Source organism: Neorhizobium vignae, from assembly GCF_000732195.1.
Classification (GTDB): domain Bacteria; phylum Pseudomonadota; class Alphaproteobacteria; order Rhizobiales; family Rhizobiaceae; genus Neorhizobium; species Neorhizobium vignae.
On the sequence record NZ_JNNU01000027.1, the window covers coordinates 19198 to 45434 of the forward strand.

The 26237-nt window shown below is 63.0% G+C and carries 23 protein-coding genes; 5 read left to right on the top strand and 18 right to left on the bottom strand.

Translation table 11 applies throughout. The features are described from left to right. The 3 genes from GQ59_RS27315 to GQ59_RS32770 form a co-directional block, all read right to left on the bottom strand. The gene (locus GQ59_RS27315; protein WP_037087385.1) at positions 1-879 is read right to left on the bottom strand and encodes a 50S ribosomal protein L11 methyltransferase; all 879 of its coding nucleotides are present in this window, start codon (positions 877-879) and stop codon (positions 1-3) included. 77 nt (positions 880-956) lie between these two features. Further along, a complete protein-coding gene (locus GQ59_RS27320; protein ID WP_037087386.1) occupies positions 957-1556 on the bottom strand; it encodes an SCO family protein in 600 nt (199 codons plus the stop codon). Between the two features lie 120 nt (positions 1557-1676). Continuing rightward, positions 1677-1832 (bottom strand): hypothetical protein, encoded by a 156-nt coding sequence (locus GQ59_RS32770; RefSeq protein ID WP_167336317.1) that lies wholly within the window; start codon positions 1830-1832, stop codon positions 1677-1679. A gap of 279 nt (positions 1833-2111) precedes the next feature. Between GQ59_RS32770 and GQ59_RS27325 the strand changes: the two genes are divergently transcribed. From GQ59_RS27325 to GQ59_RS27340, 4 genes are all read left to right on the top strand, one after another. Next, positions 2112-4076: a methyl-accepting chemotaxis protein gene (locus tag GQ59_RS27325; RefSeq protein ID WP_037087388.1), complete on the top strand. Its 1965-nt coding sequence runs from the start codon at positions 2112-2114 to the stop codon at positions 4074-4076. Between the two features lies 1 nt (position 4077). Next, positions 4078-4545 (top strand): chemotaxis protein CheW, encoded by a 468-nt coding sequence (locus tag GQ59_RS27330; RefSeq protein WP_037087389.1) that lies wholly within the window; start codon positions 4078-4080, stop codon positions 4543-4545. Between the two features lie 203 nt (positions 4546-4748). Continuing rightward, complete coding sequence (locus tag GQ59_RS27335; protein WP_037087390.1) at positions 4749-5072, top strand: hypothetical protein; 324 nt, start codon at positions 4749-4751, stop codon at positions 5070-5072. A 118-nt stretch (positions 5073-5190) separates the two neighbouring features. After that, positions 5191-6891, top strand: a complete 1701-nt coding sequence (locus GQ59_RS27340; protein ID WP_432762614.1) for an FAD-binding dehydrogenase — start codon at positions 5191-5193, stop codon at positions 6889-6891. A gap of 6 nt (positions 6892-6897) precedes the next feature. Here GQ59_RS27340 and GQ59_RS27345 read toward each other — a convergent pair whose 3' ends face one another. Together GQ59_RS27345 and GQ59_RS27350 are read right to left on the bottom strand one after the other, a co-directional pair. Then, positions 6898-7401, bottom strand: a complete 504-nt coding sequence (locus GQ59_RS27345; RefSeq protein WP_432762613.1) for a CreA family protein — start codon at positions 7399-7401, stop codon at positions 6898-6900. A 79-nt stretch (positions 7402-7480) separates the two neighbouring features. Further along, positions 7481-8071, bottom strand: a complete 591-nt coding sequence (locus GQ59_RS27350) for a 3'-5' exonuclease (RefSeq protein WP_037087393.1) — start codon at positions 8069-8071, stop codon at positions 7481-7483. Between the two features lie 276 nt (positions 8072-8347). Here GQ59_RS27350 and GQ59_RS27355 point away from each other — a divergent pair, with 276 nt between their 5' ends. Continuing rightward, the gene (locus GQ59_RS27355; protein WP_037087395.1) at positions 8348-8887 is read left to right on the top strand and encodes a GNAT family N-acetyltransferase; all 540 of its coding nucleotides are present in this window, start codon (positions 8348-8350) and stop codon (positions 8885-8887) included. Positions 8888-8910: 23 nt separating this feature from the next. On the opposite strand, the gene ligA is transcribed toward GQ59_RS27355, so the two are convergent. From ligA to ftsW, 13 genes are all read right to left on the bottom strand, one after another. Then, positions 8911-11067 carry an NAD-dependent DNA ligase LigA gene (ligA, locus tag GQ59_RS27360; protein WP_037087397.1) on the bottom strand — a complete coding sequence of 719 codons (2157 nt, stop codon included), beginning with the start codon at positions 11065-11067 and terminating at the stop codon, positions 8911-8913. 139 nt (positions 11068-11206) lie between these two features. Beyond that, the gene (gene recN / locus GQ59_RS27365) at positions 11207-12880 is read right to left on the bottom strand and encodes a DNA repair protein RecN (protein WP_037087399.1); all 1674 of its coding nucleotides are present in this window, start codon (positions 12878-12880) and stop codon (positions 11207-11209) included. Between the two features lie 10 nt (positions 12881-12890). Next, the gene (locus GQ59_RS27370) at positions 12891-13733 is read right to left on the bottom strand and encodes an outer membrane protein assembly factor BamD (RefSeq protein ID WP_105430592.1); all 843 of its coding nucleotides are present in this window, start codon (positions 13731-13733) and stop codon (positions 12891-12893) included. Positions 13734-13976: 243 nt separating this feature from the next. Beyond that, on the bottom strand, positions 13977-14933 hold the full coding sequence (gene lpxC / locus GQ59_RS27375; protein WP_037087405.1) for a UDP-3-O-acyl-N-acetylglucosamine deacetylase: 957 nt from the start codon (positions 14931-14933) through the stop codon (positions 13977-13979). Positions 14934-15188: 255 nt separating this feature from the next. Further along, positions 15189-16982, bottom strand: coding sequence for a cell division protein FtsZ (ftsZ, locus tag GQ59_RS27380; RefSeq protein ID WP_037087408.1), 1794 nt, complete (start codon positions 16980-16982; stop codon positions 15189-15191). An 87-nt stretch (positions 16983-17069) separates the two neighbouring features. After that, positions 17070-18401, bottom strand: coding sequence for a cell division protein FtsA (gene ftsA, locus GQ59_RS27385; RefSeq protein ID WP_037087410.1), 1332 nt, complete (start codon positions 18399-18401; stop codon positions 17070-17072). Next, complete coding sequence (locus GQ59_RS27390) at positions 18398-19330, bottom strand: cell division protein FtsQ/DivIB (RefSeq protein WP_037087413.1); 933 nt, start codon at positions 19328-19330, stop codon at positions 18398-18400. The genes ftsA and GQ59_RS27390 overlap by 4 nt, the downstream gene beginning before the upstream one ends. Next, positions 19318-20244, bottom strand: coding sequence for a D-alanine--D-alanine ligase (locus GQ59_RS27395; RefSeq protein ID WP_037087415.1), 927 nt, complete (start codon positions 20242-20244; stop codon positions 19318-19320). The genes GQ59_RS27390 and GQ59_RS27395 overlap by 13 nt, the downstream gene beginning before the upstream one ends. A 347-nt stretch (positions 20245-20591) precedes the next feature. Next, on the bottom strand, positions 20592-21293 hold the full coding sequence (gene aqpZ, locus GQ59_RS27400; RefSeq protein ID WP_037087417.1) for an aquaporin Z: 702 nt from the start codon (positions 21291-21293) through the stop codon (positions 20592-20594). Positions 21294-21546: 253 nt separating this feature from the next. Then, positions 21547-22521, bottom strand: a complete 975-nt coding sequence (murB, locus tag GQ59_RS27405; RefSeq protein WP_037087419.1) for a UDP-N-acetylmuramate dehydrogenase — start codon at positions 22519-22521, stop codon at positions 21547-21549. 3 nt (positions 22522-22524) lie between these two features. After that, a complete protein-coding gene (gene murC / locus GQ59_RS27410; RefSeq protein ID WP_037087421.1) occupies positions 22525-23934 on the bottom strand; it encodes a UDP-N-acetylmuramate--L-alanine ligase in 1410 nt (469 codons plus the stop codon). Then, a complete protein-coding gene (gene murG, locus GQ59_RS27415) occupies positions 23931-25055 on the bottom strand; it encodes an undecaprenyldiphospho-muramoylpentapeptide beta-N-acetylglucosaminyltransferase (RefSeq protein WP_037087424.1) in 1125 nt (374 codons plus the stop codon). Before murG ends, murC begins: the two co-directional genes overlap by 4 nt. A 7-nt stretch (positions 25056-25062) precedes the next feature. Continuing rightward, positions 25063-26217: a putative lipid II flippase FtsW gene (gene ftsW, locus GQ59_RS27420; RefSeq protein WP_037087428.1), complete on the bottom strand. Its 1155-nt coding sequence runs from the start codon at positions 26215-26217 to the stop codon at positions 25063-25065. Between the last annotated feature and the right edge of the window lie 20 nt (positions 26218-26237).

Sequence of the window (26237 nt, forward strand, 5' to 3'; positions counted from 1 at the left end):
TCACCGGTTGCGCAGGTGGATCGTCACCCAGCCATTGCGCCATATGGTGCGGACATGGGCGAGATGGACGCCGCTATAGGCGGCCAGCACCTTCCAGCGTTGTCCGGCCAGGATGCCGGACAGGATGACCGAACCGCCCGGCGCCAGATGTGCCGCCAGCTGCGGCGCCATCTTCATCAGCGGCCGTGCGAGAATGTTGGCGATGATCAGGTCGAACGGCCCCTCGCGATCGAACGCGGGCGAATGAAATCCCGGCGCCGTCTCCAGGCGGATGCCGGTGGCGATGCCGTTGCGGCGGACGTTTTCACTGGCCACCCGCACGGCGATCGGATCGATGTCGGTCGCGAGCACGGGAATATTGCGCAGCTTGCGCACGGCAATCGCCAGCACGCCGCTTCCGGTTCCGAGGTCGAGCGCGTTGCGAACCGGTCTTGCGCGCATCACGTCCTCGATCACTTCGAGGCATCCGGCTGTAGTGCCGTGATGGCCGGTGCCGAAGGCCTGGCCCGCATCGATCTCGATGGCGATGTCGTTGACCTTCACCTTGTCGCGGTCATGCGAGCCGTGAACGATGAACCGCCCTGCTCTCACCGGCTTCAGCCCCTCCAGCGACTTGGCGATCCAGTCGATGTCCGGAATGACTTCCCTCTGGATTTCCAGAGCGGGAAAGGCCTGGGCGAGACCCTCGGCGACGCGCTCGCGCACGACTTCCTCGTCATCCGCCATCATGTAGACGGAGGCTTCCCAGATGTCCTTTTTCTCGTCCACCTCGGTGGTGGCGATGGCGAAATCCTCTTCGCCGAAAACCTCCGACAGGATATCGAGGATCTCGGCCGCACCTTTTTCGGTGGACGTGACGTAAAGGCGGATTTCGCTCAAGGAAACGGTCTCTCAGCTATTGATCGGTGGCGGAGAGGATTGCCACAGAAGCCCTGTCGGCTTCAACGTCAAACGTATCAGCCCTTGATCAGATTTTCGAGCTTCTTGATCGCGACGTCCGGGTTTTCGCCGTAGGCAATCGTGCCGGCGAAACGGCCGCCATTGTCGAGCAGGAATACCGACGCCGTATGATCCATGGTGTAGTCGCCGTTCGGATCCTTCTCGTCGACCGGCACTTTCTTGAAATAGACCTTGAACCCCTTGGCCATCTCCTGGACCTTGGCCGGCGGGCCGGAAATGCCCTTCACCCGGTCGGTGACATTGGAAACGTACTGGCCGAGCAGTTCCGGGCTGTCGCGCTCCGGATCGATGCTGACGAAATATCCGTTGAGCTTGGTGCCGTCCGGATCGACCTTGCGCAGCCAACCATTGAGCTCGAAAAGCGTCGTGGGGCAGACTTCCGGGCAATGGGTGAAGCCGAAAAACAGCGCCGTCGGCTTGTCCTGGAAGGCCCTTTCGGTGATCGGTTGGCCGTTCTGAGCGACGAGTTCGAACGGTACGCCGAACGGCCCCTCGGCAAGCTGCTGTTTCGAACGCGTCAATGTCAGCGTCAGCGCCACCAGCACGCCCGCCAACGCAACGACGGCGATCCACAGAACAATTCGGAAGCTCTTCATCGGTAACTCTTCACTTCAGGCCCAGTCGACGGAGCGATAGACCCGAGCCGACGGGCGCGCAATTCAAGAAGTCGTTTTCGAAAGACATCGCGCTGATTTGTCTCAACGGAAAGGCAGCGGTCAGAAACACCAGGAAAGACCGGTTTCATCGAGCGTCAGCAGGATGGAAGAGCCGAACCGGAGCCAGCCGTAAAAGGCGATGCCGCCGAGCCCGAGCAAGAGCAGGCTGAGGGCGGTGATCAGCGGCAGGCGGTAACCGTCGAGGGTGCTATCCATGGTGTTCAATCTACAACCTTTTTCGGCTTCTTGGAAGGCGCCACAACCTCCAAACAAGCTTAGCGTAAGATTAATATCTGTCTGAGATCTTATGGCGGCGAAGGTGGTTCACGAATCGTTGCGGCACATGGGAGTGAGATGCGGAACGCATCGTACCGAGTGCCGCGAGATCGCGAGAACACCCAAAGACATGACGTCGCCGATATCGGCTCGCTCCCTGTTCCCATCTCTATCCGAAAGCCTGCCGGACCTGTCCGGCGCCGGGAGAATTTCAGCAGCATGACGGCAAAGCCCATTCGCAAGACGCTATCGGTCAATCACCGGCTATGGACGCTGGCAGGATCCGCCTTTGCCGGTATCGGCGCCATGCTGCTTGTCGGCTGGTACGAAGGCCGCCAGGTCAACGAAGCGCTGCAGCGCGCCACCGAGATTCGGGAGCATGTGGATACCGTCAACGGCATGCGCATCGCCAACCTGGAACTCGTCCTGGCAGCGATGGACACGATCGTCGACCGCGACGACAAACGCGTCGATCCCGCCCGGCTGAAGGCGATGGCGGGCTCCATCGACAAGTTGAAAAGCTCCTCGGTTGATCTGAAGAAACTCGCGGCCGACATCGGCAATCCGGGCCTCGTCACAGGTTTTGAGACGGATCTCTCGGCCGTTTCCACCGCGATCCAGGTCGATCTCAGGAAAATGGTCGAAACCGGCGCGCCCGACGACGCCTATGACAAGATCGACGACGTCATCGACGGCGCCGGCGAACGGCTTGGCACAACGCTTGAGGCAGCAGCCGTCGCAGGCGAAAAGCTTGTCAGAAACCGCGTTCGGGAGGCGAACACGCTTTCCTCGAACGCTCTTTATGTGCAGCTTGGCTGCGGCCTGATCGCACTGGTCGCCATGGCGATCCTGCAGAGCATTCACGGCGGCGCCATCCGGCGCGGCATCGACGGCGTTCGCGCCAGCATGCAGCGGATCATCGGCGGCGACTACGAGACATCCGTGCCCGGCATCGACCGCGGCGACGAGATCGGCGAGATGGCGCGCGCCACCGATATCTTCCGGCTTGCGGCCGTCGAGCGCCAGACCCTGGAGAACAGCCTGGACGACGAACGTCGCCGGAACGAGACCCAGCGGCAGGCGAGCGAGTCGGAACAGAAGGCCGAAGCCCAGGCGCTCCAGTTCGCGGTCGATTCGCTTGCGAGCGCGCTCAACCGTCTCTCCGAAGGCGACCTCGCAGCTGCCCTCGATCGTCCCTTCCGCGGAGATCTCGAGCGCCTGCGCACCGACTTCAACCGGGTCGTCGAGCGTCTGCGCCACATCATGACCGAGGTTGCCAACAGCTCCAGCTCCATCGGTGCCAACGCCAACCAGATGCGCTCCGCTGCCGACGACCTGGCGAAGCGGACCGAGAAGCAGGCGGCCTCGCTCGAGGAAACATCGGCAGCCCTCGAAGAAATCACGGCGACCGTACGCAACGCCACCAGCCGCGCCGAGGAAGCGACGCAGATGGTGAGCGACGCCAAGGACTATACCGAAAAGTCCTCCGGCGTGGTTCGCGATGCCACGGCCGCCATGGGCCGGATCGAGGGCGCGACCGCCGAAATCGGCAAGATCATCAACGTCATCGACGAAATAGCCTTCCAGACCAACCTGCTGGCTCTCAATGCCGGGGTCGAGGCAGCCCGCGCGGGCGAGGCCGGCAAGGGTTTCGCCGTCGTCGCGCAGGAAGTGCGCGAGCTCGCCGGGCGCGCCGCCGGTGCGGCCAAGGACATCAAGGCACTGGTCACCCGTTCGAACCACGAGGTCAAAACCGGCGTGGACCTGGTGAAGGCGACAGGCGACGCCCTCACCCGGATCGGCGACGACGTGCTGAAAATCAACGATCACGTTCACGCGATTTTCACTTCTGCGCGCGAACAATCGACCGGATTAACCGAGATCAATATGGCGATCGGCCAGATGGACCAAGCAACGCAACAGAATGCCGCAATGGTGGAGCAGAGCACTGCTGCCAGCCATTCGCTGGCCAGCGATGCCGAAAACCTGAACAAGCTGATCGGCCATTTCCAGATCCGTGGAGGCAATGGCCCTCGCGCCGTCGAGACTGCGAGCGCTTCCACGCCACCCAAACCATCGCCCGCACTCAACTTGATGAACAAGCTCGCGGGAGCCTTCAGCAACACCCCCACCTCCGCCAAGCCGAAGGCCGTGGGATCCTCAGACAAATGGGAAGAGTTCTGACATGACGAATGCCATCAAGCAGTCCGGCGCCTACCTTGAAATCGTCTCCTTTCACCTCGGAGACCAGGAATTCTGCATCGACATCATGGCGATCCGCGAAATCCGCGGCTGGGCGCCGGTGACCCCGATGCCGCACACCCCGCCTTACGTGCTCGGCCTCATCAACCTGCGCGGCGCGGTGATCCCGGTCATCGACATGGCCTGCCGCCTCGGCATGAAGATGACCGAACCGTCGGAACGCTCCGCGATCATCGTCACCGACATCGCCGGCAAGTTGGTCGGCCTGCTGGTCGAACAGGTATCGGACATGATGACCATCCGTGGGGAAGACCTGCAGCCGGCCCCGGAAATCATTCCGGAAGCCCAGCGCGCTTTCTGCCGCGGCATCGTGGCGCTCGAAAAGACCATGGTCTGCTTCCTGAACCTCGACACCGTGATCGCCGACGAACTCGCGCGCGAAGCCGCGTAATCTGCGGCACAAAAAAGTTCGAAACTATGACCGGATCTCCCGTTACACGCAGATGTGACGGGAGATTAACTTATTGTAATCATTGCCTATTTGTAATAATTTTAACCGGAACCGAGGAAGCAAGTCGACGTTCTCCTGCCGCAAACGCCCAACCGGACCGCTTCAAAAGCTCTTCGGGTGGCTACCAAGATAGGAGAATGACCATGAACAAGGCTTTTGCTCTCGCAGTCCTGATGTCCGCCGCCACGATGGGAACCGCCTATGCCCGCGATATGGGCATGACGGCAAAACCCGCCGGCGACGTCGCCATCGTCTTTACCAACCCCGAACTCGACGACAGCGCAAAGCGGCTGGACGTTCCGGACGCCTTCATCCACCCGGATCAGGCCACCATCCAGAAGGCCCAGAACGAAGTGAAGACCGACCGCGCGCTGCGCGCCGATCTGCTGAGCCAGAATGTCGAACTCAACAACGTCGTGGCGATCGACACCGCCGCCGACGGCAGCCGGATCGTCTACGTCCGCTGATTCGCCCACCATTCCCGACGGATTTCAAAACCGGGTTCGCCTGCCGAGTCCGGTTTTGTCGTTTTGCCCGCCATCCTGTTGACCTCAGCCACACAGCATGACTGTATTCAGCGCCAGGATGCAGCATGCTCTGCATCTTCACGCTTTGGGAGGGGCGCGCTTGAGCGACAGAGTTGACGCCATCGTGGTGGGCGCGGGCCTTTCGGGCCTCGTCGCCGCGACCGAACTTGCAGATGCCGGCCGCTCCGTCGTCATCCTCGACCAGGAACCGGAACAGAACCTCGGCGGCCAGGCATTCTGGTCGCTCGGCGGGCTGTTCCTCGTCGATTCTCCCGAGCAGCGGCGGATGGGCATCCGCGATTCGCTGGATCTCGCCTGGCAGGACTGGCTGGGCACCGCCGGTTTCGACCGCGAGGAAGACCACTGGCCGCGCCTGTGGGCGGAAGCCTATGTGGCCTTCGCCGCCGGCGAAAAACGCTCCTGGCTCAGGCACATGGGTCACCGCATCTTCCCCATCGTCGGCTGGGCCGAGCGTGGCGGCGGCTCGGCGACCTCGCACGGCAATTCCGTGCCTCGGTTTCACACCACCTGGGGAACAGGCCCCGGTGTCGTCGAACCGTTCGAGCGCCGGGCGCGCGAGGCGGAGAAAAACGGCCGAATCCGCTTTCTCTGGCGGCACCGGGTCGACAATCTGGTCAGGACCGGCAGCGCCGTGACAGGGGTTGCAGGCACGGTCCTTGCGGCAAGCACGGCGCTGCGCGGCGAGGAAACCTCCAGGACACCGGCCGGTGACTTCGAGCTCGATGCGCCGATCGTCATCGTCGCCTCGGGCGGCATCGGCGGCAACCAGGACCTCGTACGGCAGATGTGGCCGGCAAGGCTGGGGCGACCGCCGGCGTTCATGGTCTCGGGCGTGCCGAGACACGTGGACGGGCGGATGATCGGCATCACCCGGGCGGCCGGCGGGCAGGTGATCAACCGCGACCGCATGTGGCACTATACCGAGGGCCTGCGGAACTGGAACCCGATCTGGCAAAACCATGGCATCCGCATCCTGCCCGGCCCTTCCTCGCTATGGTTCGACGCGACGGGCAAGCGCCTGCCCGCCCCTTTTTTTCCCGGCTACGATACGCTCGGCACGCTGCAGCACCTCATGGCGACCGGCTATGACTACAGCTGGTTCGTGCTGAACCAGAGCATCATCCGCAAGGAATTCGCGCTCTCCGGCTCCGAACAGAACCCCGATCTCACCGGCCGCGACTGGAAGCTGACGGCGAAACGGGCGATCGGCAGGAAGGCGACCGGGCCGGTGGAGGCCTTCAAGGAACATGGCGAGGACTTCGTGATCGCCGAGAGCCTTGGCGATCTGGTGGCCGGCATGAACCGGCTCGCGGGCAGCAATCTTTTGGACGTTGCACAAATCGAGCGCGAGATATCGGCCCGTGACGGCCAGGTGGCCAATCCCTTTGCCAAGGACGCGCAGATCATGGGCATCCACAATGCCCGCCGTTCGCTTGGCGAAAAGCTGGTGCGCACGGCTAGACCCCACCGTATTCTCGATCCGGCGCACGGACCCCTGATCGCGGTGAGACTGAATATCCTGACGCGCAAGACGCTCGGGGGGATCGAGACGGACCTCTCGGCCCGCGTGCTCGGCGAGAACGGAGAACCGATCCCTGGGCTCTATGCCGTCGGCGAGGCCGCCGGTTTCGGCGGTGGCGGCATGCACGGCTATCGGGCGCTCGAAGGCACCTTTCTCGGCGGATGCCTGTTTTCCGGCCGCAATGCCGGCCGGGCGGCCGCCGCCGCCCTTACATGAGCCCGATTACGGCTTGCCGTTCTTCCAGGTGACGTTCTGGTTATAGAGCGGAATGGTCGAGATCGCCATCTTCGCCGAACCGTCGGTGAGTTCGCGGGTATGGACGAGATAGATCAGCGTATCATTGGCCTTGTCGTAGATGCGGTTGACGACCAGCGACTTCCAGATCAGCGACATGCCCTCGCGAAACACCTCGTCGCCATCCTTGGAGAGATCGATATTGCCGATCTCGATCGGGCCGGTCTGGCGGCAGGCGATCGAATTGTTGGACGGGTCCTCGAACCAGTTGCCGTTCTTCAGCCGGTCGATGATGCCGCGCTCGAAATAGGTCACGTGGCAGGTGACGCCCTTCACCTGCGGATCGGCGACAGCCTCGACGATGATGTCGTTGCCGATCCAGTCGACCCCGACTTCGCCGACCACTTCGGCCGAAGCGGGAAGGGCAAGCACGCCCAGCGAAAAGGCTGCGGCGGATGCAAGGCAGGCAAGGCGGTTGATGGGGTGTCTCATGGGGCACGGCTCCGGTAAACGATCCGTGATCAGAGATAAGGATTGCCGGGGCAGAAACAAGCAGGCCTCAGCCGAACTCCTATTTCAGTCGGCAGGTGCAGGGCGCGTAGCCACCGGAAAACAGCCGCCCGACCTTCATGCCGATCATCGCCGGAATGTCGCGGACATGTTGCACGGCAAGCGATTTTGCGATCGCGACCGTCGCTCGCGCGCAGACGGCCGCGTCTTCGGCGGCATTGTGATGGGCGAACCTGAGGCCGAGATGCTGGGCAAGGACGTTGAGCTTGTGCGAGCCGAGATGCGGCCAGACCTTCTGCGACATTTTTACGCTGCAGAGATAGGAGAGCTCCGGATAACTCTGCCGATAGGCATCGAGGCAGGCCCGCCAGACGCTGAAATCGAAGGCCGCGTTATGAGCAATCATCGTCGCGCCCCGAAAATCGTCGGCGAACTCGTCCATCACTTCCGGAAACTCGCCGGCATCCTCGACATGTTCCGGCCGGATGCCGTGGATCGCCACGTTGAAGGACGAAAACCGCATGTCTTTCGGACGGATCAACCGTTCCTCCACCCGCACCACCTCGTCGCCCTCCAGCCAGGCAAGCCCGACCGAACAGGCGCTGCCGCGCTGCTCGTTGGCGGTCTCGAAATCGATGGCGATGGTTTTCAAGGGCGAGTTCCGGATGAAGGTCGGAGAACTTCTACAGACCGACGGATGATTCGGCAAAGACGGTCAGCGCGTTTCCCCCTCTTGACGCATTGGCGCTTCTTTGAGACCTTGGCCGCCATGACCCGTTTCGCCGCTCACATGCATCTTACCGTGACCATTCACCTCGCAGGGTGCGTGGCGGTTTTGGCGCGTTAGCCGGTCATCCGTCCACCAACCCTGCCGATGGCAGGGTTCGGTATTTCCGCTCTGCCTCGGCGAAGACCAAGGAGAGCAAGCATGACAGAGTTCGATATCCCACCACCGCTGGATCCCGAGGCGCGATGGCCCGAAGGCCTGTCGCTCCGCGCACGCACGCTGGCGGACGCGCCGGCCATTGCCGCCTTGCACAATATGCCCGGCTACCGCTACGGCACCCTCAGAACGCCGCACCACAGCTCGGAGGAAATCCGCAAGGGCATCGAGAACCAGTCCGCCAATTTCATCTCGCTGGTCGCGGTCCTAAAGGACAGGATCGTCGGCGATGTCGGTATGACCCGCTATGCGAGTCGTCGGGGACATGCCGGAAGTATCGGCATGGGCGTCCACGACGCCTATATTGGCCGCGGGATCGGCCGCGCCCTGATCGGCGAAATCCTCGCCATCGCCGACCGGTGGCTGGACCTGAAGCGCGTCGAACTAACCGTCTACACCGACAACGAGGCAGCTATCGCGCTCTACCGGAAATTCGGCTTCGAGGTGGAAGGCCATCTCAAACAATTCGCCTTCCGCGAAGGACGATATGTCGATGCCTATTCGATGGCGCGACTCAGGGCGTGACCTTCGCCACCCGACGAAGGCTATCACCCGATGAAGGCCAGCCATTCGTCCTCGTCCATCACCTGGACGCCGAGCTCCCTCGCCTTGTCGAGCTTGGAGCCGGCGCCCGGGCCTGCGACCACATAGTCGGTCTTCTTGGAGACCGATCCGGCCACCTTGGCGCCAAGGCTTTCCGCCCTCGCCTTGGCCTCGTCGCGGGTGAATTTTTCGAGCGAGCCGGTGAAGACGACCGTCTTGCCCGCGACCGGGCTGTTCGATGCGACCGGCTGTTCGGCCGCCTGCGGCGTCACCTCTTCGCGAAGCCGCGTAATCACCTCGACATTGCGCGGCTCCTTGAAGAACTCGACAATGGCGCGCGCCATCACCTCGCCGATGCCCTCGATATTGTTCAAATCGTCCCAGGCGTCGCCGGAAAGCTCGGCCGCGTCGTCCATGGCCTTCGCAAAGGCCTCATAGGTCCCGTAGGCGCGCGCGAGCAGCTTGGCGGTGGTCTCGCCCACATGGCGTATGCCGAGCGCGTAGATGAAGCGGTGGAGTGCAATCTCGCGCCGCTCGTCGATCGCATCGAACAGCTTCTTGACGCTGACCTTGCCGAAGCCCTCGATATTTTCGAGCTTGGTCAGCGTCGATCCCTCCTGTCGCCGCTTCAGCGTAAAAATATCCGGCGCGGTGCGGATCCTCAGCGCCTCGTCTTCCGCCTCGAAGAAGAAATCGATCTGTTTCGAACCGAGGCCTTCGATATCGAAGGCGTTGCGCGACACGAAATGTTTGAGGTGTTCGGTCGCCTGCGCCCGGCAGACGAAACCGCCGGTGCAGCGGGTGACCGAATCGAGCTTGCCGGTCTTTTCGTTGCGCTCGCGCACCGCATGGCTGCCGCAGACCGGGCATTTTTTCGGGAATTCGTAAGGCACCGCTTCCGAAGGACGCTTCTCCATCACCACGTCGAGCACCTGCGGGATGACATCCCCTGCCCGCTGCACGATGACCGTATCGCCGACGCGGATATCGTGGTCCGGCTCGCGGATGGGTTCGCCCGAGTTGCCGAGCCCCTTGATATAGTCCTCGTTGTGGAGCGTCGCGTTGGTGACGACCACGCCGCCGACCGTGACCGGCGTCAGGCGCGCGACCGGCGTCAGCGCGCCGGTGCGGCCGACCTGGATGTCGATCCGCTCCACATGGGTAAAGGCCTGTTCCGCCGGAAATTTATGCGCCGTCGCCCAGCGCGGCGAACGCGAGCGAAAGCCGAGCCGGGCCTGCAGGTCGAGCCTGTCCACCTTGTAGACGACGCCGTCGATCTCGTAGTCGAGATCCGGACGCTTCAGGCCGATATCCTTGTAATGGGCGATGATATCCTCGACCGCGGAAAGCCGCTTCATCAGCGGATTGACCGGGAAACCCCATTCCCTGAATTTTTCGACCATGCCCATCTGGGTGTCGGCCGGCATTTCCGACATCTCACCCCAGGCATAGGCGAAGAACTTCAGGTTGCGGCTGGCGGTCACCTTGGCGTCGAGCTGGCGCAGCGACCCCGCGGCCGTGTTGCGCGGGTTGACATAGGTCTGCCTGCCTTCCGCCACCATCTTCTCGTTGAGCGCCAGGAAGTCGCTCTTCGTCATATAGACCTCGCCGCGCACCTCGACGACATCGGGCACGCCGGCTGGCAGGCGGTTGGGGATTTCCTTGATGGTCTTGATGTTCTCGGTGACGTTCTCGCCGGTCGTGCCGTCGCCGCGGGTGGCGGCATTCACCAGCCGGCCGTTTTCGTAGCGGATCGACATGGACAGCCCGTCGATCTTAGGCTCTGCCGTAAAAGCGATCGATCCATCCGGAAGCTGGCCAAGGAAACGATAGACGGAGGATACGAAATCCCGCACGTCGTCATCCGAGAACGTGTTGTCGAGCGACAGCATCGGCCGCGAATGGGTGATCGAGGCAAAGGTCGGCAGCGGCGCAGCGCCGACCCGGATAGAGGGACTGTCGGCACGGATCAGCTGCGGAAACCGCTTCTCGATCGCATCGTTGCGTCGCTTCAGCGCGTCGTAATCCGCATCCGAAATCTGCGGCGCGTCATGGCCGTGGTAGAGCTCGTCATTGCGGGCGATCTCCGCCGCCAGATAGGCCAGTTCGGCGGCGGCCTGTTCCTCGGTCAGGTTTTCGACGGGGGTCTGTTCGGCGGGCATGCGGGTCTACTCCTCGGATAGCGAGGAGTCGTTTTGTAGAGCAATTTTTAGCGATGGGAAGGGTGGGGGAAGGTTCTGCGGGATGGCATTTGGGGCGCGATAAGAGATAGGGCTGCGATGCCGGCCCCCAGCGCAAAGCCTAACCGTTCCCCGCCAAAAGCCGCTTGGCCGCCGCCCGCGCCTCGTCGGTCACCGATGCGCCGGCGAGCATGCGGGCGATCTCTTCCGTGCGGTGTTCCGGTTCCATGGTGGCGACGCGGGTGGCGATCTTGTCTGTGCCTTCGCCGGCCGGTCCCTTGGAGATCAGGAGATGGGTGGCGGCACGCGCGGCCACCTGCGGCGCGTGGGTGACGGACAGCACCTGCACCTTGTCCGACAATCGTTTCAGCCGCTGGCCGATCGCATCGGCGACGGCACCGCCGACACCGGTATCGATTTCGTCGAAGACCAGCGTCGGGGCCGAGCCGCGGTCGGCGAGCGCCACCTTGAGCGCCAAAAGGAAACGCGACAGCTCGCCGCCCGAAGCGACCTTCATGATCGGACCGGGACGCGTGCCGGGGTTGGTCTGGACGTGGAACTCGACGGTATCGATGCCTTCGGCGCTCGCCGCTTCCGGATCGCTCGCCACATCGACCATGAAGCGGGCCCGTTCGAGCTTCAGCGCCGGCAGCTCGGCCATCACGGCGTCGGCCAGCGCCTCGGCGCCATGCCGGCGCTTCTCGGACAGGATGGCGGCGGCCTGATCGTAGGCGGCCTTGGCAGAGGCGGTGAGCTTTTCCAGCTCGGCGAGCTTCTCCTCACCGGCATCCAGATCGGCAAGGTCCGATATCATCTTTTCGGCAAGCGCCGGCAGGTCGGCGACCGGGATCGAATATTTACGACCGGCGGCGCGCAGGGCAAACAGTCGCTCCTCGACTCGCTCCAGTTCGCGCGGGTCGAATTCGGTGCGCCTCAGCGCCGCCTCGACTTCCATCTGGGCATTGGAGAGGTAGTTGAGCGCCTGGTCGAGAAGCTCGACGGTCTCTTCCAGCAGGCCCGGCGCCTCGTGGCTCTTGCGCTCCAGGCGCCGCACCAGCGAGGCGATCAGCGGCACGGGCGATGAATTGCCGTTGAGAAATTCGGAGGCCTCGGAAATGTCGCCGGCGATGCGTTCGGACTTCTGCATTCGCGAGCGCTGCTCGGCGAGCTCGTCCTCTTCGCCGTCGCGCGGTGAGAGCGCTTCGAGCTCTTCGACCGAGGCACGGATATAATCGGCTTCGCGCGCCGCGGCCTCCACCTTGGCGCGATGGGTCTTGAAGGCCCGTTCCGCGTCCCTCCAAGAGCGATAGAGGCCGGAAAGCTGCAGCACCTCGTCGCCCAAGCCCGTGAAGGCGTCGAGCAGCGTGCGGTGCGCGTCCGTGTCGATCAGCGCCCGGTCGTCGTGCTGTCCGTGGATTTCGACCAGAAGCTGGCCCGCCTGGCGCATCAGCTGCACGCTGACCGGCTGGTCGTTGATAGAAGCGCGGGTGCGCCCGTCGGCCGACTGGATGCGGCGGAAGATCAGGTCGCCGTCGTCGTCGATGCCGTTATCACGCAGGAGCTTTCGGGCGCCGTGGCTGCCGGAGACGTCGAAGACGGCCGTCACCTGGCCCTTGTCCTCCCCATGGCGCACCAGGTCGCCATCGCCGCGGCCGCCGAGCGCCAGCGAAAGACTGTCGAGAAGGATCGATTTGCCGGCGCCGGTTTCGCCGGTCAGAACCGAAAGGCCGGTCTCGAAGGCAAGGTCCAGCCGTTCGATCAGAACGATATCGCGGATCGACAACTGGATCAGCATGTCTCAGACCTTATGCGCCGATCAGCTTGGCCCCGGCGCGGGAAATCCACGAACCGCGATTCTCGCGCGGTTCGACGCCGTTGCCCTTCAGGAGCTTGAAGGAATCGGCATACCACTGGCTGTCGGGATAATTGCGCCCGAGGACAGCGGCAGCGGTCTGCGCCTCCTCCGTGATGCCCATCGCATAATAGGCTTCGGTCAGACGCGCCAGCGCCTCTTCCACCTGGTTGGTGTTCGGATACTGCTCGACCACGTTGCGGAAGCGCTGGATCGCGGCAAGATATTCCTTGCGCTCCAGGTAATAGCGGCCGATCTGCATTTCCTTGCCGGCGAGCTGGTCGCGCGCAAAGCGGATCTTCGCCTGCGCATCCTCGACATATTCCGAGGTCGGATAATTGGTCACGACCTTGTTCATCGCATCGATGGTGCGCACCGCAGCGCGCTGGTCCTGGGTCACGTCGGCGATCTGCTTGGAATAGGCGAGGCCGACGAGATACTGGACATAGGCCGAATCCTGCGATTGCGGATACTGGCTCATGTAGCGGTTGCCGGTGGCCACCGCCTCGTCGTTGCGGCCGAGTCGATACTTGGTGAACGTGCTCATCACGAGCGCCTTGCGGCCCCATTCGGTGAAGGGATTCTGGCGGTCGATCGAATCGAACTTGCGGCCCGCTTCGGCAAGGTTGCCGGCCTTCATGTTGGCGAGACCCTGGTTGTAGAGCGTCTCCGGCGCATCCGTTTCGAGACCGAGCTTGGTGATGTCGATATCGGGATCCGACTGGCACGCGGTCATGCCAAAGCCGGCGCCGGCCAGCACCAGCGACATAAGCGCTACTCTTGCCGTCTTACGCATTCCAACAGACCTTACATGGTTCATTCGAGAATTCCTGATCGTCCCGCGCCTGAAAAGCCCGCTGCCCAAGCAGGCCGTTCTAGCCATAAAAGCAAAGGGAGAGCAACGCAATGCTGTGGCATTAATGCATTTTTGTGGCACGTCGCCGCAATATACGGCATTTCAAGGTTAAATCGGAACCTGTCTCCCAAAAAGAAAAAGGCCGCTTCCGGAGAAGCGGCCGAGTCGACTGGATCAACTTTATCAGGCAAACCAGGACGCGAGTTCCGGCACGTTGACCGGTACGAACTCCCGCGCCCGCACGCGGGCCGCACGCGACGACGGAGCCTCGACGACCTCATAAGCCGTCGGATCGCTCATCAGCGCCTTCAGCGCATTGGCATTCATCTTGTGGCCGCCGCGATAGGAGCGGTAGCAGCCGATGAACTGGGCGCCGGCAAGCGCCAGGTCGCCGACGGCATCGAGCGTCTTGTGGCGGACGAATTCGTCCTTGTAGCGAAGGCCCTCGACATTGACGATCGTGTCGTCGTCGGAGATGACCACCGAATTTTCGAGCGAGGAGCCGAGCGCGTAGCCGGCAGCCCAGAGACGTTCCACGTCGCGCATGAAACCGAAGGTGCGGGCGCGGGAGAGTTCCTGCTTGAAGGTCTCTGCGGTCAGGTCGCCCTTCCAGCTCTGACGGCCGATCAGCGGCGAAGAGAAGTCGATCTCGACTTCGAAGCGCGTGCCGTCATAGGGGCGGAACTCCGACCAGGACGCACCTGCGTCGATGCGCACCGGCTTCAGGACGCGGATATAGCGGCGCTTGATGCCGAGATTGACGATGCCGGCCTGCTCGATGGCTTCGATGAAAGGAAGGGAGCTGCCGTCCATGATCGGCATTTCGCCGCTGTCGACTTCAACCATGAGGTTGTCTATGCCGAGCGCGTAAATCGCGGCCATCACATGTTCGATCGTCGCGACGGAGCGGGAAAGCGACGTGCCGAGAACGGTGCAGAGATCGGTATTGCCGACCTGGGAGGAAACGGCCCGATATTCGACCGAGCTGCCGTCGTCGAGAAGACGCGTGAAGATTACGCCGGTGCCGGCTTCTGCAGGCTGAAAAGTAAGGCTTACGGGGGCTCCGGAATGAACGCCAATGCCCTTCAGGGTTACCGGGGAGGCGATGGTGGTCTGGAAACCGAACAGTCCGATGGTCATTCCTGCTGCCTTCTTTTCGCCGGATCCGTAAAGCAGAAGGATCCGATATTCTTAACGCCTGCCGGACCGATCGCCTGAATCGGTCGATCTCTGTCGGCGTGTCTCAGAGTCCTTCATACGCAGCCATCCGGCACAATCCAAATCACTGTTCATTTCGGATTGTTACGTTGTTAACCCTGCGTGTTGATTGAGAAAACGCGAGAAGGCCCGGATGCGTGATCCGGGCCTTCTTCACGTTTCGTGACCGTCTTTAACTCAGTTCGACTGGCGGCGCAGGAAGGCCGGAATTTCGAGCTGATCTTCCTCGTGATGGGCCTGCGGAACCGCACGTCCATGATCGTCGAGATTGCCGCGGCGCGGCGCATAGAGGCTTGCTTCGGCCGACAGCGGACGGCGCTGCTGCGGGGCCGGAGCCGGTGCCGCCGGCTCGACGTGAGCAGGCTCTTCCTCTTCGCGGCGGCCAAGCGAGTTGGTGATCCGCTTCAGGAGACCCATCGGGCCGCGCTCTTCCTGCACATGTTGCACGGGCTGGGCGCGACGATCCATCTCGGCCTTCACGACCGGCGGGAAATCCTCGACCTTCGGCATGCGGACCGGTTCGACCACCTGCGACATCGAAGGCGCCAGCGGCTCGCGGTAGACCGGCTGCGCCGGGCGCGGCGCCGGCTGGCTCATCGCCGGAGCGGGCTGCTGCACGTGATGATGAACCGGGGCCGGCTGCGGGGCCGGAGCCGGGCGGCTCATGACCGGAGCCGGTGCTTCGGCCGGAGCCGCTGCGAAGATGCGGCTCTGCGGACGGAACTCTTCCTGCTGATGCATGACCGGCTGCGGAGCGACCGGCTGAGGTGCCGGGGCCGCATGCTGGTGCTGCGGTTCAGCGATAGCAAGTTCGCGTTCCATTTCGGCTTCCGCCATGCGGATCGTCTCGGCGATCGGATCGACGAACGGCTTCGGAGCCGGGGCTGCCTGCATGACCGGAGCCGGCTGAGCGGCAACCGGAGCAGGAGCAATGGCCGCCGACGGGCGGATGATCGGCTTCGTGGCGGCGCGCATTTCGGCGGCACGGATGTCGACGGCGCCGGCGGCGCGATCGATGCCGGTCGCGACGACCGATACGCGAATCAGGCCTTCGAGCGCTTCGTCGAAGGTCGCGCCGAGGATGATGTTCGCATCCGGATCGACTTCTTCGCGGATGCGGGTCGCAGCTTCGTCGACTTCGAACAGCGTCAGGTCGCGGCCGCCGGTGATCGAGATCAGGAGGCCCTGGGCGCCCTTCATCGAGGTCTCATCGAGCAGCGGGTTGGCGATGGCGGCTTCGGCGGCCTGCATGGCGCGGCCCGGGCCGGATGCTTCGCCGGTACCCATCATCGCGCGGCCCATCTCGCGCATCACCGAGCGGACGTCGGCGAAGTCGAGGTTGATCAGGCCTTCCTTGACCATCAGGTCGGTGATGCAGGCGACGCCCGAATAGAGAACCTGGTCGGCCATCGCGAACGCGTCGGCGAAGGTCGTCTTGTCATTGGCGATGCGGAAGAGGTTCTGGTTCGGGATGACGATCAGCGTGTCGACCGACTTCTGCAGTTCCTGGATGCCGGATTCGGCAAGCCGCATGCGGCGCTGGCCTTCGAAGTGGAACGGCTTGGTGACAACGCCGACGGTCAGGATGCCCTTGGAGCGGGCGGCCTGCGCGACGACCGGCGCGGCACCCGTGCCGGTTCCGCCGCCCATGCCGGCGGTGACGAAGCACATATGCGTGCCGTGCAGGTGATCGACGATCTCGTCGAGGCATTCTTCCGCGGCGGCGCGGCCGACTTCCGGCTGCGAACCGGCGCCGAGACCTTCGGTGACCCGGGCGCCCATCTGGATGATCCGCTCGGCCTTGGTCATGGTCAGCGCCTGGGCATCGGTATTGGCGACGACGAAGTCGACGCCTTCGAGGCCGGCGGTGATCATGTTGTTGACGGCGTTACCGCCGCCGCCACCGACGCCAAACACGGTAATCCGAGGCTTCAACTCGGTGATATCAGGCTTTTGCAGCTTGATGGTCATTGCACCAGTTCCTTCTTTTGCTGGCCGCATCGCCGCCGGCCAATTCATTGCAACTCTTCTCCGATACGCGGGCCGAAGCCCCTCGCATCAAAAACTTTCCTTCAACCACTGACCCACGCGGGCCAGCCTGCCATTGCCGCTTCCCAGCGTGGCCATCAGGCCGCTCTGCGAAGCGTGTGTTTCGAGATCCGCGACCTGCGGATAGATCATCAGTCCGACTGCCGTCGAAAAGGCCGGTCCCTTGGCTGCCGTCGGCAGGCCGGAGACGCCCATCGGACGGCCGATGCGGACATTGCGCGCCAGGATGCGGCGCGCCGTCTCCGAAAGGCCGGTAAGCTGGCTGGCACCACCCGTCAGCACGACGCGCTTGCCGACGATCGGGCTGAAACCCGACTTCTGGATGCGGTCGCGGATGAGTTCGAGTGTCTCTTCGATGCGCGCCTGCACGATGCGGGTGACCAGCGAGCGCGGCACCTGGGTCGGCTGGTCGCGATCGTCTTCGCCGATCGGCGGAACGGAGATCACATCCCGCTCGTCGCCACCGTTGGCGAGCGCCGAACCGTGCACGACCTTCATGCGCTCGGCATCCTCGATCCGGGTCGAAAGCCCGCGAGCAAGGTCGGTCGTCACGTGATGGCCACCAAGGCTGATCGCATCCGTATGGACCAGCTTGCCCTCGGCAAAGACCGAGATCGTCGTCGTGCCGCCGCCCATGTCGATCGCGGCGCAGCCGAGTTCGACTTCGTCGTCGACGAGGGCCGCAAGGCCGCTCGCATAGGGCGTCGCGACCATGCCTTCGACCGACAGATGCGCACGGTTGACGCAGAGTTCGAGGTTCTTCAGCGTGGCGCGCTCGGCGGCCACGACGTGCATGTCGACACCAAGCGTATCGCCGAACATCGCCAGCGGATCGCGGATGCCGCGTTCGCCGTCGAGCGAGAAGCCGGTCGGAAGCGAGTGCAGGATGGCACGATCCTGGCGCAGCGACTGCTGGCTTGCCGCGATCAGAACCTTCTTGAGATCGGCCTCTTCCACTTCCTGGCCGCCGAGATCGATCGTCGCGGTATAGACGTCGCTGGTGATGCGGCCGGCGGAGACGTTGACGATCAGGCTGTCGACGGTAAGCCCCGCCATACGCTCGGCGGCATCGACCGCGAGACGGACGACGCTTTCTGCGGCATCGAGATCGCCGATCACGCCGGACTTCACACCGCGCGAGCGCTGGTGGCCGATGCCGATGATCTCGATATTGTGGGTGCGGCCGGGCAGAACCTGGCTTTCCTGACGCGGCGTCAGCCGGGCGATCATGCAGACCACCTTGGTGGAGCCGATATCGAGGACCGAAACGACGTGACTGCGCTTGGAAGACAGCGGCTTCATGCGGGGCAGACCGAAATGGGATGAACCGAATACGCTCAAGACTGCTCTCCCAGTTTCTTCAGGGCCTTCGTCCGCGCATCCAGCGCCTCTCTGCGGCGATCCAAGGCACCGGGAGTAAGCTGGATGGTGGTGCGATCCTCAAGCCTCAGATCGACGGCGGCGACATCGCGCTCCAGCAAGCCCTGCTCCTTTTCGAGCCGTGCGAGCACGCGGAGCGCCTTGGCGACGTTGGCTTCCGGCAGCTTCAGCACGACCCCGTTGTCGAGATGCAGATCCCAGCGGCGACCGGCAATGCGGACATAGGCCTTCACGCGATTCTTCAGCTCCGGCCAGCCCGCCATGGCGTCTTCGAAGGAGGAGGCGGCCGTCTCGGCATCGCGGCCGACAAAGAGCGGCAGCGAGGCGAATTTGTTGTCACGCAGCGGCGCAATCACGCTGCCGTTCTTTTCGATCAGCGACAGCTCGGCACCGTGCTGCCAGATGCCGAAGGCCTGACGTTCCTTCAGCATCACCTCGATCGTCTTCGGATAGATCTTGCGAACTTCCGCATACTGGACCCAGGGAAGCGCCGAGAGCTTGCGGCGGGCGGAATCGATGTCGAGTGCGACCAGCGAGGTCGTGCCGTCGAGGCCGAGAAGCTGCAGGATGTCGATTTCGGACGTCTGGTCATTGCCCGAGACGCGCACATCCTCGATCGCAAAGCCGACAGCCGCCGTGGTCGCCTGCGCGACCGCCTGGCCGTGACCGCCGAGGGACATGCCGTAGAGACCGACCGCGGCGAAAAAGCCGAGAGCGGAAAGGGTTCCGGTATGGGGCGGGATATGGATGCGGCCGGTGGCGAGGCTGGCGCAGAACCGGAACACCCGACGAAGCGGGCGCGGGAGAACCCGGCGCTCTTCGGCACCGAGATAATGAGCCTGAGAACGGCCTCGCGGTCCACCCGCCTTTCTGCCGATCAACGCAAACACGTAGCGTCCTCCACCATCCAACGGACGAGTTCACCAAAGGAGTGACCGGCATGGCCGGCCATTTCGGGCACCAGTGATGTCGGGGTCATGCCCGGCTGCGTGTTGATTTCCAGCCAGATAACCTCGCCGTTCTCGGAGAAGCGGTCGTCGTAGCGAAAGTCGGAGCGACTGACGCCACGGCAGCCCATCGCCTGATGCGCCTTGAGCGCTAGTGTTTGAATCTTTTGGTAAATATTCGGTGAAATTTGCGCCGGGATGACGTGTTTCGAACCACCCTCCGCGTATTTCGCATCGTAATCGTAAAAGGCGTGGCTGAGAGGCACCACTTCGGTGACGCCAAGCGCCACGTCGCCCATGACGCCGCAGGTGAGCTCGCGGCCATAGATATAGCGCTCGACCAGCACACGATCGCCGTAACGCCACTCGGACGATCCGATGATCTGCGGCGGATGCGACTGATTTTCCTGCACGATCACGACGCCGAAGGACGAGCCTTCGCGCACCGGCTTCACCACATAGGGCGGCTTTATCGGATGGGCGTTACCGATATCGAAGCGATTCATGACCTTGGCTTCGGCGACGGGAATGCCGGATGCCTTGGCGACGTGCTTGGCCTGATGTTTATCCATGGCGAGCGCCGAGGCCAGCACGCCGGAATGGGTGTAGGGAATCTCGAGGTATTCGAGGATGCCCTGGATCGTTCCGTCCTCACCGAAAGGTCCGTGCAATGCATTGAAGGCAACGTCCGGCCGAAGCTCCGAGAGAACGGCCGCAACATCCCGGCCGACGTCCACTCGGGTGACGCGATAGCCTTCGCCTTCCAGAGCATCCGCACAGGCAGTGCCCGAGGACAGGCTGACAGGCCGCTCGGAGGAAAATCCTCCCATCAAAACAGCCACGTGCTTGTCGCTCATCAATCACTCCCGCCAAAAAGGACTACACTCTCTAGTACGGCGCTTGCGCCAACCTGTTCCCTGACGATTCTCGCCGGACGTTAGGCATGCCTGCATTAGTGCCCGAATATAGTTAACAAACCGTTTACCTTGATTAACCCGGGTAGCCAAAAGCATGAAAACAAAGGAAAAATCGAATCGCTGGAAGTTAACGCCCAGTTTGCGGCAACATTCGGAACCGCAATAAAAGGACGATCGAGCCTCTCGAATCGGGCGGCGATTCCTGAAAGTTCGAGACATAGAAAAGCCCGCGAAGCGGGCGGCTTCGCGGGCTCTTTCACCTCGGCGGAACGCGCCGTTCTTCTGAATCAGGCCGCGGCCCGCTCTTCCGAATCGTCCACCAGCTTCCAGGCCAGCGCGCCGAGGATGGCGCCTACGATCGGTGCCGCCCAGAAAAGCCAAAGCTGCGCGAGAGCCCAGTCCCCGACGATCAGCGCGACGCCGGTCGAACGTGCCGGATTGACGGATGTGTTGGTGACCGGGATCGAGATCAGATGGATCAGCGTCAGCGCAAGGCCGATTGCGATCGGAGCAAAGCCCGCCGGCGCCTTCGGCCCGGTTGCGCCGAGAATGATGAAGATGAAGAAACCGGTGAGAACCAGTTCTATCAACAGCGCGGAAGTCAACGAATAACCGCCGGGCGAATGCTCGCCATAGCCGTTGGACGCAAAGCCGCCGAGCTGGAAACCAGCCTTGCCGGAGGCGATGAGATAGAGAACCAGGGCCGCGACGATGGCCCCCACCACCTGGGCGACGACATAGGCCACCAGGCTAGACGCCGGGAACCTGCCCGCCACGGTCAGTCCCACCGAGACCGCCGGATTGAAGTGCCCGCCGGAAATACCGCCGACCGCATAAGCCATGGTGAGCACCGTCAGACCGAACGCAAGCGCTACGCCGACGAAGCCGATACCGAGATCCGGAAATGCGGCGGCCAGAACCGCGCTGCCGCATCCACCGAAGACAAGCCAGAAAGTGCCGAAGAACTCGGCCGCTAATTTTTTGAACATTGGATATCCCCCTGCTCGCGCCCCCGGCACCCTGCCGGTTCTTGGCACGAATCTCATTCAAGACGGGATCATTATGCAATACACGCTCATGAATGCTCAATGAATAAGCAAGTTCTGAAGAACACGCCCATATTAAGGCGGCGGCTCAGCTCCGTTTCATGAAACAAAAACATGAGCGAACCGCCGTAAGCTACTGTTTTCAAAATCTTCACGGGCACTTGTGATTGCGGGCCGGCAGGAGGCCGGCCTGCCATCATTCGCTCGTCATGCCCTGGAAGGGTCTCACCTCGCGGCCGGGCATGAATATGCCGAGACGCTTGATTTCCCATTCGAGCTTGATGTCGGAATGCTCGAAGACCCGCTGACGAATGGTCTCGCCGAGATACTCGAGGTCGTAGCCGCTGGCATGGCCGATATTGATCATGAAGTTGCAATGGAGCGACGACATCTGTGCTCCCCCGCTGACCAGCCCGCGGCAGCCAGCCTCGTCGATCAGCTTCCACGCGGAATGGCCTTCGGGGTTCTTGAAGGTCGAGCCGCCGGTCTTTTCCTTGATCGGCTGCACCGTCTCGCGATGCTGACGCACGGCATCCATCTCGGCGCGGATCTTTGCCCGCTCCTCGGGATATCCTTCGAAGACCGCGTGGGTAAAGATCATGTCCGCAGGGACCGAGGAATGGCGATAGCTGTAGCCCATCTCTGCGGTCGAGAAGACATGCGTGCCGCCCTTGCGGTCGACGGCATGCACTTCGACGACGCGCCCGGACGTCTCGCCGCCATTGGCGCCGGCATTCATGCGCAGAGCCCCGCCGATCGAGCCCGGAATGCCGTAATAGAAGGCGAAACCGCCGATGCCGTTGTCCATCGCCATTGCGGCAATGTGCTTGTCGGGGCAGATCGCGCCGGCCTTGATCCGGTTGTCGCCGACGAGGTCGACACCGCCGAAACCCTTGGCCGAGAGGCGCAGCACGACGCCCGGAATGCCGCCGTCGCGGACGAGCAGGTTCGAACCGACGCCGACCACCGTCAGCGGCACCTCTTCCGGCAGGATCTGCAGGAAAGTCACGAGATCGTCGACGTCATGGGGCTGGAACATCAGTTCGGCGAGCCCGCCGGCCTGGAACCAGGTGACGCGATCCATCGGCGCGTCCGGCGTCAGCCTGCCGCGCAGTTTGTTGACGTCATCCCCCAACGACGCCAGAAGCTTTTCCCCGTTCACCTGTTTCATTTCCTACTGTCCCGATACGCTTTCCAGTTCCTTCGGCAATGCCGCCGCCCACTGCGTGATATTGCCCGCCCCCAGAAGAACCACGAAATCACCCGGTTTCGCAATGCCCGATACAATCGAAGCGAGTTCCGTCGGCGATGCCATGTATCGCGCGTCTCGATGACCACCTGACCGGATGCGCGAAACCAGGGCTTCCGAATTGGCACCCTCGATGGGTTCCTCGCCTGCGGCATAGACCGGTGCCAGGAGGATGCTGTCGGCATCGTTGAAGCAATTGGCGAAATCCTCGAAGAGGCTGGACAGGCGCGTGTAGCGATGCGGCTGGTGGACGGCGATGATGCGGCCCTGGCACGATTCGCGCGCGGCCCGCAGCACGGCCTTGATCTCCACCGGATGGTGACCGTAGTCATCGAAGATCGACACGCCGTTCCAGGTGCCCGTCAGGGTGAAGCGCCGCTTGACGCCGCTGAAATTGGCAAGCCCCTTGCGGATATCCTCTTCCGAAATGCCGAGCCGGTTGGCGACCGCAATCGCTGCCGTGGCATTCGAGATATTGTGGCGCCCGGGCATTGGCAGCGCAAGATCCTTGAACTGGAACACCCGGCCGGTGCGGCGACGGCGGATTTCCACGTCGAAGATCGACTTGGTGCCTTCCATGCGGACATTCGAGAAACGCGCATCCGCCTGCGGGTTTTCGCCATAGGTGACGATCTTGCGATCCTCGATGCGGGCGACCAGAGCCTGGACTTCAGGATGGTCGAGGCAGAGTACGCCGAAACCGTAGAACGGCACGTTCTCGACGAACTGCCGGAAGGCGGCGCGCACGGCGTCGAAATTGCCATAGTGGTCGAGATGTTCGGGATCGATATTGGTGACCACGGCGACATCGGCGGGAAGCTTCAGGAAGGTGCCGTCCGATTCGTCGGCCTCAACCACCATCCACTCGCCCTCGCCCATGCGCGCATTGGTGCCGTAGGCATTGATGATGCCGCCGTTGATTACGGTCGGATCGAGATTGCCCGCTTCCAGAAGCGTCGCGACCATGGAAGTGGTCGTGGTCTTGCCATGCGTCCCGCCGATGGCGATCGCATTGCGAAAGCGCATCAGCTCGGCGAGCATTTCGGCCCGGCGGACGATCGGCAGCGATTTTTCCCGCGCCGCCATCAGCTCCGGATTGTTCTTCTTGATGGCCGTCGAGACGACGACCACCTCGGCGTCACCGATGTTTTCGGCCTGATGACCGACGAAGACCGGGATGCCCTTGTCGCGCAGGCGCTGGACATTGGCGCCGTCGGCCTGGTCCGAACCCTGGACCTTGTGGCCGAGATTGTGCAGCACCTCGGCGATACCGCTCATGCCGATACCGCCAATGCCGATGAAATGGACGAGCCCGATGGCCTTCGGCATCTTCATGAATGCACCCCCTTAAATTCCGAAATCGATTTCCGCTCGGCGATGGCCACCACCAGATCCGCAAGCAGGCCGGCGGCATTCGGCCGTCCGGCGGACTTGGCGGCGGCCGCCATTCTTTCCAGCTTGTCCGGATCTTTCATCGCACCCGAAATGATCGAGGCGAGCTTTTCCGGAGAAAGCTCCGACTGCTGCACGACCTTTGCGCCGCCGGTCGCCACCAGCGCCTCGGCATTGGCTGCCTGGTCGTGATCCAGAGCATGCGGGTAAGGCACGAGAATGGCCGGCCGGCCGATCACCGCAATTTCCGACACCGTCGAGGCGCCGGAACGGCAGATGACCAGATGTGCCGTCGCCAACCGCTCGGCCATGTCCGAGAAGAACGACGAAATATCGGCGGGTGCCTTGAGCTTGGCAAAACAGGAGCTGACGCGATCCTTGTCTTCCGGACGCGCCTGCTGGGTAACGACGACACGATCGCGCTCGGCCTGGTCGAGCAGGCTGAGCGCCGTCGGCACCACCGAGGAGAAGAACTGCGCGCCCTGGCTACCACCGAACACGACCAGCCGGAAGGGATCATCGCCGCGGGACGCCAAATAAGGGACGTTGGAGGCCGCAAGCACGGCCGGCCGCACCGGGTTGCCGGTCGTCACGGTCTTGTCCGCATAGGGACCGCTGCCCTCTGGCAGGAAGCCGCCGGCGATCGCCTGGACCTTGGCGGCCAGCGCCTTGTTGGCGCGGCCCATCACGGCGTTCTGTTCATGGATCATCGTCGGCACGCCCATGGCGGTCGAGGCCATCAGCGGCGGTACGGTCGGATAGCCGCCGAAGCCGACGACGGCGAGCGGCTTGAGCCGGCCGATCAGTCGGCGGGCGGCCCGCAGGCCTGTCCAAAGCTTCCAGCCGGTGCGGGCGAGCGCGATCGGGTTCTTGGATCCGAACGTGGCGGACGGAACGACATGGATTTCGTCGGCAGGAAACGTGCCGGCATAACGCTCAGCCCGGCTGTCGGTGACGAGGTGCACGGAATAACCGCGCTCCTTCAATTCGTGTCCCAGCGCTTCCGCCGGAAACACATGACCGCCGGTTCCCCCGGCGGCAAGCAATATGATGCCCTTGGTCATTAGACTTTTACTCCGCGGGTACGCCCTGGGCGACCCGGAACAGGCTCCGCTCTTGCGCTCGCTTCTCCGGACGATGGCGGGTCAGCGCCAGGATGAAGCCTGCAGTGATGCAGATCGCGATCATCGAGGAGCCGCCATAGGAGATCAAGGGGAGCGTCATGCCCTTGGCCGGCATGAGTTCGAGATTGACGCCGATATTGATGAGCGACTGCATGCCGATCTGCAGGACGAGGCCAGCGACCGCGAACCGGTTGAAGTCATTGCGCTCCTTGAAGGCGTGGTTCAGGCCGCGCAGCACGATGAACGCGAAGATCGCCACAAGTGCCATACAGAAGATAATGCCGAATTCTTCGGCTGCAACCGAGAACACGAAGTCCGTGTGGCTGTCCGGCAGGATGCGCTTGACGATGCCTTCGCCCGGCCCCTGCCCGAACCAGCCGCCCTGCAGGATCGCTTCGTGCGCGGTCTCGATCTGGAAGCGGTCGCCCTCGCCGGTCAGGAACTTGTCGAAGCGGGCGGTCACGTGCGGCAGCATATAATAGGCGGTGACGATGCCCCCGGCACCGACGCCGCCGAGCAGTACGATCCACAGCCAGGGCATGCCGGCCATGAAGAACATGCCGCCCCAGACGACGCTGGTCAAAATGGTCTGGCCAAGGTCGGGCTGAGCGACCAGCAGTGCCGCGACGATGCCGAACAGGATGATGGCGAAGAGATTGCCCGGAATTTCAGGCTGCCGCGCGTGCTCGGCAAACAGCCATGCGCAGACCACCACGAAGGCCGGCTTCATGAATTCCGAGGGCTGGATGGAGAACATGCCGACACCGATCCAGCGCCGCGATCCCTTGACCTCGACGCCGAAAAACAGCGCCAGGACCATCAGCGCCAGCGAGATGATCAGGAGGACGATCGCGGTCCGACGCACCTGCCGGGGGGTCAGAAAAGACAGGCCGACCATCACCATCAGCGACGGCAGCAGGAACAGCGCGTGACGCTCGACGAAGTGGAAACTGCCGAGGCCGATCCGCTCGGCGACCGCCGGCGACGCCGCGAAGGAGAGCATGAAACCGACCCCCATCAGCAGCACGAAGGCGACGAGGAAGAAACGGTCGATCGTCCAGAACCAGTCTGCGAGCGGCCCACGGTCTGCGCGGCTTACCATCTGTCGTTCCCCTTTTCCGT